This is a genomic window from Phyllobacterium sp. LjRoot231 (genome assembly GCF_964253365.1).
GTDB lineage: Bacteria > Pseudomonadota > Alphaproteobacteria > Rhizobiales > Rhizobiaceae > Phyllobacterium.
The window spans coordinates 546,179-559,575 of sequence record NZ_CAXUQT020000001.1 but is presented as its reverse complement, the minus strand read 5'-3'; the positions used below and the strand labels follow the sequence as shown (position 1 = coordinate 559,575).

Genomic DNA, 13,397 nt, shown 5'->3' with positions numbered 1-13,397 from the left:
TTTCCTTCCCGGAATGTGGCTCTTTTCATTTTGCCTGGCCATGTTCTATCGTGAAATAAAATTGCGGCGCAGGGGGAATAGCCTATGACCATGATCCAGCTCTTCAACTATGCCGGAATATTCGTCTTTGCCGCGACAGGCGCTTTGGCGGCATCGCGGCGCCAGCTCGATATCATCGCCTTCATCTTCCTTGCGGCTGTCACCGGCATTGGCGGCGGTACCTTGCGCGATCTGATCCTTGGCGTGCCGGTATTCTGGGTCAAGGATCCGGGCAATCTTCTGGTCTGCGCCGCCGCCGCCATTCTCGTCTACTTCTCCGCCAATCTGCTTGAATCGCGCTACCGCGTGCTGCTTTGGCTCGATGCGCTCGGCCTTGCCGCTTATAGTGTTATCGGCGCGGCCAAAAGCCTGGCACTGGGTTTCGATTCGACGATTGCCGTTGTCACCGGCATCATGACCGCAACTTTCGGCGGCATCCTGCGCGATATTATTTCTGGAGAACCATCCGTACTCATGCGGCGCGAGATTTATGTGACCGCCGCTCTCGCTGGATCGGTTGTCTACATATTGCTGCACGGTCTCGCGGTCGGACCAGAGATTTCGGCCCTCGTCGCAGCGCTCACCGCCTTTATCGTAAGGGGCGGGGCGCTTTATTTCGGCTGGGCACTGCCGACCTACCACAAGCCCGGCCGGACACCCGAGGAGCTCAAGCGCGAGGGTTACATCAAATCAAAGTAGACCAGCTTGCTCGGCTGCGGCTTTCAGGTTCTGCTGGGGGCGCGGACCGATCTGCTGAATAACCAGACCTGCGGTCAGCGAACCGAGCTTGGCGCAATCCGTTAACGAGCGGCCGCTGGTATAGCCAAACAGGAAGCCGGCCGCATAAAGGTCACCTGCGCCGGTCGTGTCGACCAGTTCGGCAATCTCGATCGCCGGCACGGCAACCGTTTCATCCTTCGATACCACAACCGAGCCCTTTTCCGAGCGGGTAACCGCCGCAAGCTTGCAATCCTTGCGGATGAGTTCCAGGCCTTTCTCGAAATCATGGGTCTGGTAGAGCGATTTCAGTTCCGCTTCATTGGCAAAGACGATATCGACGGTGCCAGAGCGCATCAGTTCAAGGAACTCTTCCCGATATCGGTCGACGCAGAAAGGGTCCGACAGTGTCATCGACACTTCGCGCCTGTGTTCATGCGCAATCTTGGCGGAAAGGCGGATTGCTTCCTTGGCCCGTGGTGGATCCCAGAGATAGCCTTCGAAATAAATCACCTTGGCTTCGGAAACCTTGGAACTTTCCACATCTTCCGGTCCAAGCTCGACACAGGCGCCGAGATAGGTGTTCATAGAACGTTCGCCATCCGGGGTGACGAAGATCATCGAACGTGCAGTGGGTGGAGGCGAAGCAAGAACGCGCGTGTCGAAGGCAACACCCTGCGAACGAATGTCATGGGTGAAAACATGGCCAAGCTGATCGTCGGCTACCTTGCCGAAATAAGCGGCCCGACCGCCAAGGCTGGCGACGCCCGCCGCGGTATTGCCGGCACTTCCGCCAGAGGCTTCGATCGCTGGACCCATGCGCTCATAGAGAAACTCCGCACGATCGGCATCGATCAGGTTCATGGCGTTCTTGATGATGCCGTTCTTGATGATGAAATCGTCATCGGTGCGGGCAATGATATCGACAATGGCGTTGCCGATGCAAAGCACGTCAAAGCTGGACATGAAAACTCCGAGATTGGACTGTTCGGTACCTGTTGGCGGTTGTTTTGGCGCCTGTCCTAGCGCGTCGGCAGCCGGTTGACTACCCCTTCTTTGGTGTGTTGCCTTGTCTCACTGGTGAACTGCCCCTATGTCCGCACCCCGGAAACCTTGGAAAGCGACCCTAAATGATCGTTGAAAGCGCCCGCGCTGCGGCCAATCATCTGTTTCGCCCGGAGTTTCGTGTCGTCCTGTGGAAATCGCTCGGACTGACGGTTTTGATGCTCATTGGCATATGGTTCGGCCTGCGGGAACTTTTCGAGGCGCTAGCCTGGCCCTTTTTCGACCAGATGCTACCGGCCCTGCCCGCATGGGCTGGCTGGCTCGGCTTCATTGCCGGCCTTTTTGCCAGTATCGGCCTTGCTCTTGGACTGGCACTTCTCATAGCGCCCGTCACGGCGATCGTTGCAGGACTGTTCCTCGATGATGTGGCGGACGTGGTGGAAAGGGAGGACTATCCACTCGATCCGAAGGGACGGCCATTGCCCGCTGTCCGATCGCTGGTTCTGTCCGTGAAATTCCTTGGCGTTGTCATTCTCGGCAATATCGTCGCACTGCTGATGCTGCTGATCCCCGGTATCAACATCATCGCCTTCTTCGTCGTGAACGGCTATCTGCTCGGGCGCGAGTTCTTCGAATTCGCCGCCATGCGCTTTCGTCCGGAAATGGAGGCCAAGGCACTGCGTTCCAAACACGCGACGACAGTGTTCCTCGCCGGGCTGGTCATCGCCGCCTTCATGGCAATCCCTATCCTCAACCTTTTGACCCCGCTCTTTGCCGCCGCGATGATGGTGCACCTGCACAAGGCGGTCGCGCAATCCGAGCCGCCAGCCGCGGTGATCAGATAATTTGTGGCGGTAACGGCACCAGCGGCGCCGGTATTTCCGAGGTCTTTTCCGCTGCCTTGCAAATATCCGCGATGACGCAGGAAGGACATTCCGGTTTGCGCGCCTTGCAAATATAGCGGCCGTGCAGGATCAGCCAGTGGTGCGCGTGGTAGAGATATTCAGCCGGGATGACCTTCATCAGCCGCGCTTCTACCTCCCCGGGGGTTTTGCCCGGTGCAAGGCCGAGCCGGTTGCCAATACGGAAGATGTGGGTGTCCACTGCCATGGTCGATTGGCCGAACGCCATGTTAAGCACGACATTTGCCGTCTTGCGGCCAACGCCCGGCAGTTTGATCAGCTCGTCGCGGTTATCCGGAACCACGCTGCCATATTGCTTGATCAGCGCCTCGGACAAGGCGATGACATTCTTCGCCTTGTTGCGCCAGAGCCCGATGATGCGGATATAGTCGCCGATCCTGGCTTCACCCAGAGCCAGCATCTTTTCCGGCGTATCCGCCACTTTGAACAGAGCTCGCGTCGCCTTGTTGACACCAGCGTCGGTCGCCTGAGCCGAAAGCACCACGGCGACCAGCAGGGTGAAGGGATTGATATGTTCAAGCTCGCCCCTGGGCTCAGGGCGCTGGATCGAAAACCGCCGGAAGATTTCATGGATTTCCGCGGCCGTATAACGCGTGCCGGCAATTTTTCGCGTTTTTGCGGGCTTACCTTCGCTCATGCTTTGGTTTTCCGCAATTCCGGACGGAAAACCAGCTCCCACTTTTCCTGGAATTGCTTTGATCTGATCAATTTTACGCTTGGGATTTTCCATGCTCCCTCTATACTTAAAGCCCATGAGCCAAACAATGAACCCATTTGACGCTGCGGGGCCAAACGAGGAAGAAATTTTTCGCGCGCTTCTGGTGCCGCATCGTTCGCTGGGTCAAACGGGTTTTCTCATTCTGATGGGCACAATGGGCGTCAGCAGCTTCCTGACCGGCCTGTTCTTCCTGTCGCTCGGTGCCTGGCCGGTTTTCGGCTTTTTCGGTCTCGATGTTCTGCTCGTCTACATCGCTTTCAGGATGAATTATACCTCGGCAAAAGCGCATGAAGAGGTGAGCGTATCGCGCATTGCCTTGCAAATCCGCCAGGTTGCCCCCTCTGGCCGAGCCAAGCTGCATGAATTCAACCCGTTCTGGACGCGGTTCAGTGTCGCCCGTCATGCGGAAATCGGCATCACGTCGATGCTGGTCGAAGGACAGGGCAAGGCGGTGGCGATCGGCTCTTTTCTCAATCCCGACGATCGTGAAAGCTTCGCTTCGGCATTCCAGATGGCACTTGCTACGGCCAAGGCACGGTAATTGTCATTGCTGCAAGAATCGGGTGGCGACGAAGGGGGGAGAGTGGTCATATACCCTCAATAGAGAGGTAAAGCTCATGAAACCACATGCCATACTTCAGAAAGACGTCACCCCGACAGGCGACGATTACGCGATCGTCAGCCATATCATTGAACGTATCAGCAAGGACTATCGCGATCAGCCATCGCTTGAGACGCTCGCCCGCGATACCGGACTGTCGCCAACTGCGCTGCAAAAGCTCTTCACCCGCTGGGCCGGCCTCTCTCCCAAAGGCTTCCTGCAGGCGGTGACCATAGACCACGCACGGCGTCTGCTGGACGAGGGAATGCCGTTGCTCGAAACTGCTTATGAGACCGGCCTTTCAGGTCCAAGCCGGTTGCATGACTTGTTTGTCACGCACGAAGGCATGTCCCCAGGCGATTACAAGACCCGCGGCGCAGGCCTTACCATCCGCTACAGCTTTCTGATTTCGCCGTTCGGACAGGCGCTGGTGATGGTGACGGACCGCGGGCTGGCGGGCCTTGCCTTCGCCGATCCCGGCAAGGAGAGGGAAGCGCTGGCCGACATGTCGTCGCGCTGGCCCAATGCCACCTATGTCGAAGATCTTGCCGCAACCGCTCCCTATGCGGCCCGAATCTTCAATCCGGCAGAATGGCGCGCGGACAAGCCGCTCAAGGTCGTTACGATTGGTACGGATTTCCAGCTTCGTGTCTGGGAGGCCTTGCTGAAGATCCCGATGGGCAAATGCGTTGCCTACTCGGACATAGCGGCGGATATCGGCTCACCCAAAGCCTCGCGCGCCGTCGGTGCCGCCATCGGCGCCAATCCGGTCAGTTTCGTTGTGCCGTGCCATCGCGCGGTTGGCAAGTCTGGAGCGTTGACCGGCTACCACTGGGGCCTGACCCGCAAACGCGCCATCCTCGGCTGGGAAGCTGGTCAACTCGCCGCTGATGCGGGAGTCAGCAAGGCAGGCTGATCGGTTCAGCATCCATTCCAAAGCCCGGCAGCCTGCCGGGTTTTTTGCATTTGCAAGATGTTTAGGGCAAGCTCTTGACCTTCCAGTTACTGGAAAGATTATGTTTGGTGCACTATCTGGTTCATAACCGAAAGTTCGCATCATGAAACATGACCATCACGCCGCCCACCATAACCATGATCATTCCTGTTGCAGCGGGGAGAAGTCCGCAGAAGCCGTGGTCGTGCGCGATCCGGTATGCGGGATGACGGTGGACCCGGAGGCGGGCAAGCCGACGGCCGAACATGGCGGGCGGCTGTTTCATTTCTGCTCGTCTGGCTGTCAGAGCAAATTCACCAATGACCCCGTAGCCTATCTCGAGGCGATCGATCCTGTCTGCGGCATGAAAGTAGACCGGGCGAGCGCCAGACATTTCCTGCGCCATGAGGGCGAGAAGTACTATTTCTGCTCGGCAGGCTGCCTGGCCAAGTTTGAGAACGCGCCGCAGGATTATCTCGGCGACCGCCCTGCGCCCAAACCCATGCCCGCCGGGACGCAATATACCTGTCCGATGCATCCGGAAATCGTCAGGGACGGTCCCGGCTCCTGCCCGATCTGCGGCATGGCGCTGGAGCCGATGGGCATTCCGACCGGTGATGAAGGACCGAACCCCGAGCTTGTCGATTTCACCCGCCGTTTTTGGATCAGCGCTGTGTGTTCGGTTCCTCTGCTGCTGATTACCATGGGTCCGATGCTCGGCTTGCTGTTGCGTGCCTGGATTGGCGAGAGCTTGGCTACGTGGCTGGAATTCGTGCTGGCAACGCCAGTCGTCGTCTGGGCGGCCATTCCCTTCTTCGAGCGGGCTTGGGCGTCCTTCGTCAATCGAAGCCCCAACATGTGGACGCTGATCGCCATCGGCGTCGGCGCCGCCTACGCTTTCAGTGTGGTCGCAACGTTCCTGCCTGATATTTTCCCGCATTCCTTCCGCATGCATGGTGGCTCGGTGCCAGTTTATTTCGAAGCAGCGGCGGTGATCGTAACGCTTGTCTTCCTTGGCCAGATATTGGAGCTCAAGGCGCGTGAACGCACCGGCTCCGCCATCCGCGCCCTTTTGGATCTTGCGCCCAAGACAGCCCGCCGTGTTGCCGCAGACGGTACCGAAACGGATGTGCCGCTCGATGAGGTGGTTACCGGAGACCGGCTGCGTGTGCGCCCCGGGGAAAGCGTGCCAGTGGACGGTATCGTGCTTGAGGGCCATTCCTCCATCGACGAATCCATGCTTACCGGGGAGGCGCTGCCGGTCGAAAAGACCGAAAATGACATCGTGACCGGCGGCACACTCAACCGCAACGGCACGCTGTTGATGAAAGCGGAAAAGGTCGGCGCTGATACGGTGCTGTCGCAGATCGTCGGCATGGTCGCCTCGGCCCAGCGTTCGCGCGCGCCGATCCAGGGCCTGGCTGATCGCGTCGCCGCCTGGTTCGTTCCGACCGTGGTGCTGGTTGCGATCGTCGCCTTCATCGTCTGGTCGCTGATCGGACCAGAACCAAGCATGATCTATGGCCTCGTCGCGGCCGTTTCCGTGCTGATCATCGCCTGTCCCTGTGCACTCGGCCTTGCAACGCCGATGTCGATCATGACGGCCACGGGGCGCGGAGCGCAAGCGGGCGTCCTGATCAAGGATGCGGAAGCTCTTGAACGTTTTGCTGCCGTCGATACGTTGATCGTCGACAAGACCGGGACGCTGACAGAAGGTAAGCCAAAACTTACTGATCTTGTGGCGCAACCGGGCTTCGCTGAAGACGAATTGCTGACGCTCGCTGCAAGCCTTGAGAAGGGCTCCGAACACCCGCTGGCCGAAGCGATTGTCGAGGGGGCAAAGGCGCGCAATCTCACCTTGCCGGATGCAACCGGTTTCGGAGCAGTTACCGGCAAGGGCGTATCAGGAACGGTCAGGGATAAGTCTGTGGCACTCGGCAACAAAGCGATGATGCAGGATATCGGTGCTGACGTTTCACAATTGGTCGAGCAAGCCGACCAATTGCGTGCACTGGGCAAGAGCGCGCTCTTCATCGCAGTGGATGGCAGGGCGGCAGGGATCGTAGCGGTTGCCGACCCTGTCAAGGCGACGACTGTCGAGGCGATCCGCTTGCTGCACAAGGCGGGGCTGAAGATCATCATGGCAACCGGCGACAATGCCGTGACGGCGTACGCGGTTGCGCGCACGCTCGGTATCGATGAGGTGCGCGCCGACTTGGCTCCTGAGGGCAAGAAGCAGCTCATCGATGAGCTGCGGGCCAAAGGCGCGAAGGTCGCCATGGCCGGTGACGGCGTCAATGATGCGCCTGCACTCGCCGCAGCCGATGTAGGCATCGCTATGGGTACCGGCGCCGACGTGGCTATGCAGAGCGCCGGGATAACGCTGGTCAAGGGTGATCTCAACGGCATCGTCCGTGCCCGCCATCTTGCCGACGCCACGATCCGCAATATCAAACAGAACCTGTTCTTCGCCTTCGTCTATAATGTGCTCGGTGTGCCGGTGGCGGCAGGCGTGCTGTATCCGATATTCGGTCTATTGCTTTCGCCAATGCTGGCTGCGGCGGCCATGAGCCTTTCGTCCGTGTCGGTCATCGCCAATGCACTCAGACTGCGAACGGTCAAATTGTGAGGTTCCGATGAATATCGGTAACGCGTCCGACAAATCAGGATTGCCTGCCAAGACGATCCGCTATTATGAGGATATCGGGCTCTTGAAGCCCGATCGGGCGGAAAATGGCTATCGCGATTATTCCATGCCGGACGTGCATAAGCTGCGCTTCCTGCAGCGCTCGCGCGGGCTGGGTTTCTCGGTGGAGGAATGCCGCCAGCTGCTGGCGCTTTATGAGGACAAGGAGCGGGCGAGTGCCGACGTCAAGTCTATCGCACAGTCAAAGCTTCAGGAAATCGCGCGTAAGATCATCGAACTGCGCGAATTGCAACACACGCTGAAACATCTGGTTGCCCATTGCCATGGCGACCAGCGGCCAGACTGCCCGATCCTCGAAACCATCTCGGGCGAGAACTAGCTGAGCGTCGACACCACATCGGCGGAAATGCGCAGTTCGCGCAACGGCCGAACGACGGCTGTCGTTTCGTCATAAATCGGGTGCGCTTTATAAGCGGCCAGTGCCGCGGCATCCTTGAATTCGCCATAGACGACCACGTCGATCTCGCCGGAAATCGGATCGGTCTTGGTATTCTGTATCACTTCGAAAACGGTCGAGTGAGGAATTTCGCCAAGGCGTTTCAGGCCTTTGACGATTGTCTCGACGTCTTCCTTGTTACGGGCGCTGAAGAATACAATATGGCGGATCACGTTCTTGCTTCCTGCTGCATTTGACTGCGCCGGACTTTTCATATTCCGCCCCCATCAGTCAATAGATGCGCTGTCGCAGCCTCGCTTCCTGAAGGTAGCGGGGCACAACACTTACCCAGACAGATAAAATCACTCAGCCGCCACCTTTGCCATGGGATTGTTTGGATGCGTGGTCCAGTTGGCATAGTCCGGCTGAATCGGCATTTTAGTGCGCGGATCGACGCCTGAGACCATCGGCACCATGCTGATGCAATTGTCGACGGGGCAGACACTGACGCAGAGGTTGCAGCCGACGCATTCCTCATCGATGACCTCGAAATGGCGCGCTCCATCGACCATCGATGTAATCGCCTGATGGGATGTGTCCTCGCAGACGATGTGGCACCGGCCGCATTTGATGCAAAGCTCCTGATCGATCTCAGCCTTGGTGATGTAGTTCAGGTTGAGGTATTGCCAGTCGGTGACATTCGGTACGGCGAGACCCTGGAAATCGTCGATTGTGCGGAACCCGCGCGAATCCATCCAGTCGGAAAGGCCAGAGATCATTTCCTGGACGATCTTGAAACCATAGGTCATCGCTGCGGTGCAGACCTGCACATTACCGCAACCGAGTGCGATGAATTCCGCTGCGTCGCGCCATGTGGTAATACCGCCGATGCCTGAGATCGGCAGGCCGCGCGTCTCGGCATCGCGGGCGATTTCCGCTACCATGTTCAGCGCGATCGGCTTTACGGCCGGGCCGCAATAACCGCCATGCGAGCCGCGTCCGTCAATCGTCGGATTCGGTGCGAAATTATCGAGATCAACTGAAACAATAGAGTTGATGGTGTTGATGAGCGAGACGGCATCGGTCCCGCCGGATTTCGCCGCCCGTGCGGGCTTGCGGATATCCGTGATGTTCGGGGTCAACTTGGTGATGACAGGCATGCGGGTATATTGCTTGCACCAGCGCACCACCATTTCGATATATTCCGGCACCTGGCCGACGGCAGCGCCCATACCGCGCTCGGACATGCCGTGCGGGCAGCCGAAATTCAACTCGATACCATCAGAACCGGTGGCCTCGACCAGCGGCAGGATGGCCTTCCAGGCTTCCTCCTCGCAGGGCACCATGATCGAAGCGATCAGGGCACGATCCGGCCATTTCTTCTTCACCTCGGTCATTTCCCGCAGGTTCACTTCGAGCGGACGGTCGGTGATGAGCTCGATATTATTGAAGCCGAGCAGGCGCCGATCGGGCCCGTGGATAGCACCGTAGCGCGGTCCGTTGACATTGACGACGGGCGGGCCTTCTTCGCCAAGGGTTTTCCAGACAACGCCGCCCCAGCCTGCCTTGAAGGCGCGCTCGACATTATAGGCCTTGTCCGTCGGTGGCGCCGAGGCCAGCCAAAAAGGGTTGGGAGATTTGATGCCGAGGAAATTCGTTGAAAGATCAGCCATGGCAGTTTCCTTTAGCCGACTAAATGGCTCGGATGATTGGATTTCTGTTCCGGAACCGATGGACCGTCTGAGCTTGTCGTCATCACGGCCTCGACAAAGCCGCTGACCTTTTCCGGTTGTTGCATCAGCGTGCGGTGGATCGATTCGGCGGCAATCTTGCCATCCTGCACCGCTGCAACTGTCAGGTCCTCGCCACCTGCGATACAATCGCCACCGGCCCAGATGCCCGGAATCGAGGTTCGGCCTTCATCGTCAACGCTGATGCGGCCCCTGGAGAGTGCGATACCTGCTTCGGTCAGCACGGCTTCGGCCGGTGTCTGGCCGATCGCCTTGAACACCTGGTCGCTGGCGAGCGTGATGCTCTCGCCCGAAACGCCAAGACGCCCATCGGTCATGACCGTGTAGTCCAGCGTGATACCGCAAACCTCGCCATGCTCGTTGCGGGTCAGGGCACGCGGCTGGAGCCAATGCCGGATGATCACGCCGTTTTTCAGCGCCAATTCCTGTTCGAAATCGCTGGCATTCATGTTTTCCGGGCCACGGCGATAGGCAATAATGACATTTTCAGCGCCGAGCAGTTTCGTCTGCACAGCGACATCGATCGCGGTCATACCGCCGCCAATGACGACGACATCGCGGCCGACGGCAATCTCCGAAAGATCATCGCTCTGGCGAAGGACCGAGATAAAATCGACCGCATCAATGCAACCGGCAGCGTCTTCGCCCTCGAGGCCGAGTTCATTGACGCCCGGCAGACCCATGCCGAGGAAAACCGCATCGAAACCTGCCTTCAGTGCGTCGAGGCTGATATCGCGGCCGAGCGCCTTGTCGTTCTGAACAGTGATGCCGCCGATCTCGAGAATGAAATCGAGTTCCTTCTGGGCGAAATCGTCGACGCTCTTATAGGCGGCGATGCCATATTCGTTAAGGCCGCCAGCTTTTGGACGCGCCTCGAAAACCGTCACATCATGGCCATGCATGGCCAGGCGATGCGCGGAAGACAGACCAGCTGGACCGGCGCCGACGACGGCAATCGACTTGCCCGTAGGCTCGGCGCGTTTGAAGGGATGCTGGCCATTCGCCATCAGATGGTCGGTGGCATAACGCTGCAAAAGGCCGATCTTGACCGGCTTGCCTTCAGCGACCTCGCGCACACAAGCCTGCTCGCAAAGAGTTTCAGTCGGGCAGACGCGCGCGCACATGCCGCCAAGAATGTTCTCGGAAAGGATGGTCTTGGCCGAACCGGTGGGATTGTCCGCGTTGATCTCACGAATGAACAGCGGAATGTCGATACCCGTCGGGCAGGCATTCATGCACGGCGCGTCGTAGCAGAAATAACACCGGTCCGATTCGACAAAGGCTTCGTGCCGGGTAAGCGGCGGGTGAAGATCAGCAAACACTTCCGCGTAGGCGCCCGACGCAAGCCGGCCAGCCTTGACGTCACGGATTCCAGAATCCATCGATCCCATGAAATCTCATCTCCTCGTTTTGACAGCGTCCGGTTCCCTTGGTTCGCAGTCTTGTCGATGGCCGGTTCGACCGGCGTCTTTCACGGAAGAATGGCAGATTTTCACGGAAGGTCAAATTTTTTATCAAACGGTCAAGAAAAAATGGCCCGGAGATATCGGGCCCATATTTTCATTTGTTTGGTAGAGCGGGCGTGATCGTATCGGACTGGCGTCTCAACGTGATGCCGCTGATGTTTGCACGGTTGAGGATTTCCTTCCCGCCATCGCCATTGAGGTCCGCATTGGTGGAGAGATAGGACATATTATAGTAATCACTGATCTTCAGTTTGTATTTCGTGCCTCCAGTTAGGCCTACATGAATTGGGGTGGATTCGCCCCAATCGTTCCAATTGGTCCGTTGCGGCATTACTAGCACGCTTGTTGCGATCAACGACGTCCCGGTGGCCACATCGACCTTCTTGACAGCGGCTGTTACGCCCGTTTCAATGCTATTTCCACCGCCGGTGTTGCCGCCAAAGCCATTACCGTACCTCAACAAAATATCGTAATCGCCGGTTGCCGGCGCATCAATCTCGAACGTCAGTTCGTCGCCGGGCACACCCCAATCCGACCACGAATCGCGGCCATGGTCGAATCTACGTTGCGTTTGGGAACCTTCACCGCGTTTTTCCAAGTTCCCCTTGTCAGCGGGCACCAATTTGAGCCTGTCACCAAACGTATCGTTGTCTTTGTCCTCACCCCAATAACATGCCGGACTCGTACGCTGCGACACGTTCTTCAATCCCTCTGTATATTGCCGTTCCAGCGAATAGCACAATGCCTGATCGGAAGTGGTATTGCTGTCTGTCCATTTGTTATCTGCGCCGTTGACGCCCGTCTTAACACTCTTGCCATTGCGATAAACGTTTATGGTGGTTTTGTCCGGATTGTCATCTTTCCAAGCCATGCTGACCTCACCCTTATCCATTCTTAAGGACCAGGTGGGCGGCAGATCGAGATCGACCGGCGGCGGACCGTACAAATCGTTCTCGGCACTAGCCACTTGGGCTAATCCGACTTCAGCAACGTTATTGATGAGGCCGATCTCAAAGACATTGGTGGTCCCGCCGCTCTTCAGTTCCGATGCGGGCGTGTACTTTTTCAGATCGATCTGGGCGCCGTTGAGCGATGCGGTATTCGCCGTATAGTATCCATTCTTATTCAGACCCTCATCGGGCAAATTCACTTTGGCCGAGGTCAACTGCATAGGCGGTATCGCGGGTCCACACATAGGTCCAGGAATCTCCGGTCTGGAAACAGCCCACAGTGCCGCCACAAGGTATGGCAGCGCCCTGCTTATACTTGCCATCACTGATCGATGTCTTGGTCAGATCCCTCGATTCCTGGACCGCCATGGCAAAAAGCCCATCAAACATTTGACTGCCGGTGCGGATTGTTGGTGCGTCGGCCAGTTCTTTGATTTCCAGCTGTTTGCTTTTGCCGGACTTCCGCTGTTCCTGAGTGGTCGTTAGTTGGTAGTTGCGCAGAACAGACACTGAATCGGCAGTCGTGATCTTCGCTTCATTACCGTTCCAGGTGAGGCTTTTCATGCCGTCATCCCGATTGACACGATCAGTAGCGGGGGGAACCCTGATGTCGATGCATTCGCCGTCAACGAGAATGCCCCTCTCGCACTTGATGACTACAGCGCGGGTTGCGACGCATTGGCTGCCATCTAGGGTGCTGCCGGTCGGGCATTCCCCGGGAACCACATTCCGCGTCACCACGCATTCGCCGCCAACGAGGAGGCTGCCGGCAGGGCATTCCTTGGTAGTGACAGTTGGCGTGATGACGCATTTGCCATCGACGAGAGTGCCTGTCTGGCACTCAGCAAATGTTCCTGATGTATCGCCAGTATCCGCTGTGTTGTCTGATCCGTTACAGCCGGCCAGCAGGAGACAGCCCAGTAATGCGGCCAACAGCGTTCGATACGAAGCCATGAAATTCCTCCCAAGTATAAATAAAAAATGCTGTTCTCTAAAAAGTCGTTCGCGTGCATCAATCATCGACCGATGACTCACCTGATTATTCTGGCGATATCACGCGATTGTACAAAATGTGGCGGGGTTCCTCCCAAGGCAACCTCAGGATTTTGGCTAACAGGTCCGACGGAACGTCGTCAATAATACGAAAGTCTACGAGACCTGGGAATCAAGAGGATTGAGTCAATCTATTGCAACCTGATAGCCGAAAAAT

13 protein-coding genes are annotated in these 13,397 nt (G+C 57.6%); 6 read left to right on the top strand and 7 right to left on the bottom strand.

Features of this window, described 5'->3' with window-relative positions:
• Window positions 1–84 precede the first annotated feature (84 nt).
• The gene (locus tag ACSQ3H_RS02635; protein WP_436115602.1) at window positions 85–738 is read left to right on the top strand and encodes a trimeric intracellular cation channel family protein; all 654 of its coding nucleotides are present in this window, start codon (window positions 85–87) and stop codon (window positions 736–738) included.
• Here the strand turns inward: ACSQ3H_RS02635 and ACSQ3H_RS02630 are convergent.
• Window positions 730–1,722: an adenosine kinase gene (locus ACSQ3H_RS02630; RefSeq protein WP_436115601.1), complete on the bottom strand. Its 993-nt coding sequence runs from the start codon at window positions 1,720–1,722 to the stop codon at window positions 730–732. The genes ACSQ3H_RS02635 and ACSQ3H_RS02630 overlap by 9 nt on opposite strands.
• A 164-nt stretch (window positions 1,723–1,886) precedes the next feature.
• Between ACSQ3H_RS02630 and ACSQ3H_RS02625 the strand changes: the two genes are divergently transcribed.
• Entirely contained in the window at window positions 1,887–2,606 is a 720-nt protein-coding gene (locus ACSQ3H_RS02625) for a sulfate transporter family protein (RefSeq protein WP_436115600.1), read from the top strand.
• On the opposite strand, the gene nth is transcribed toward ACSQ3H_RS02625, so the two are convergent.
• Window positions 2,599–3,321, bottom strand: coding sequence for an endonuclease III (nth, locus tag ACSQ3H_RS02620; protein WP_436115599.1), 723 nt, complete (start codon window positions 3,319–3,321; stop codon window positions 2,599–2,601). The genes ACSQ3H_RS02625 and nth overlap by 8 nt on opposite strands.
• Window positions 3,322–3,448: 127 nt before the next feature.
• Here nth and ACSQ3H_RS02615 point away from each other — a divergent pair, with 127 nt between their 5' ends.
• The 4 genes from ACSQ3H_RS02615 to cueR all read left to right on the top strand — a co-directional run bounded on the left by ACSQ3H_RS02615 (window position 3,449) and on the right by cueR (window position 7,963).
• Complete coding sequence (locus tag ACSQ3H_RS02615; protein ID WP_436115598.1) at window positions 3,449–3,943, top strand: DUF2244 domain-containing protein; 495 nt, start codon at window positions 3,449–3,451, stop codon at window positions 3,941–3,943.
• 76 nt (window positions 3,944–4,019) lie between these two features.
• Window positions 4,020–4,919: a methylated-DNA--[protein]-cysteine S-methyltransferase gene (locus tag ACSQ3H_RS02610; protein ID WP_436115597.1), complete on the top strand. Its 900-nt coding sequence runs from the start codon at window positions 4,020–4,022 to the stop codon at window positions 4,917–4,919.
• A 142-nt stretch (window positions 4,920–5,061) separates the two neighbouring features.
• The gene (locus ACSQ3H_RS02605) at window positions 5,062–7,566 is read left to right on the top strand and encodes a heavy metal translocating P-type ATPase (protein WP_436115596.1); all 2,505 of its coding nucleotides are present in this window, start codon (window positions 5,062–5,064) and stop codon (window positions 7,564–7,566) included.
• A gap of 7 nt (window positions 7,567–7,573) precedes the next feature.
• A complete protein-coding gene (gene cueR / locus ACSQ3H_RS02600; RefSeq protein ID WP_436115595.1) occupies window positions 7,574–7,963 on the top strand; it encodes a Cu(I)-responsive transcriptional regulator in 390 nt (129 codons plus the stop codon).
• Here the strand turns inward: cueR and ACSQ3H_RS02595 are convergent.
• From ACSQ3H_RS02595 to ACSQ3H_RS02575, 5 genes are all read right to left on the bottom strand, one after another.
• Window positions 7,960–8,253 (bottom strand): Dabb family protein, encoded by a 294-nt coding sequence (locus ACSQ3H_RS02595; RefSeq protein ID WP_436119328.1) that lies wholly within the window; start codon window positions 8,251–8,253, stop codon window positions 7,960–7,962. The genes cueR and ACSQ3H_RS02595 overlap by 4 nt on opposite strands.
• 129 nt (window positions 8,254–8,382) lie before the next feature.
• Window positions 8,383–9,693 carry an NAD-dependent dihydropyrimidine dehydrogenase subunit PreA gene (preA, locus tag ACSQ3H_RS02590; RefSeq protein ID WP_436115594.1) on the bottom strand — a complete coding sequence of 437 codons (1,311 nt, stop codon included), beginning with the start codon at window positions 9,691–9,693 and terminating at the stop codon, window positions 8,383–8,385.
• Between the two features lie 11 nt (window positions 9,694–9,704).
• Window positions 9,705–11,162, bottom strand: a complete 1,458-nt coding sequence (locus tag ACSQ3H_RS02585) for an NAD(P)-dependent oxidoreductase (protein ID WP_436115593.1) — start codon at window positions 11,160–11,162, stop codon at window positions 9,705–9,707.
• 169 nt (window positions 11,163–11,331) lie between these two features.
• Window positions 11,332–12,408 (bottom strand): hypothetical protein, encoded by a 1,077-nt coding sequence (locus ACSQ3H_RS02580; protein WP_436115592.1) that lies wholly within the window; start codon window positions 12,406–12,408, stop codon window positions 11,332–11,334.
• A complete protein-coding gene (locus tag ACSQ3H_RS02575) occupies window positions 12,371–13,141 on the bottom strand; it encodes a hypothetical protein (protein ID WP_436115591.1) in 771 nt (256 codons plus the stop codon). Before ACSQ3H_RS02575 ends, ACSQ3H_RS02580 begins: the two co-directional genes overlap by 38 nt.
• Window positions 13,142–13,397 lie beyond the last annotated feature (256 nt).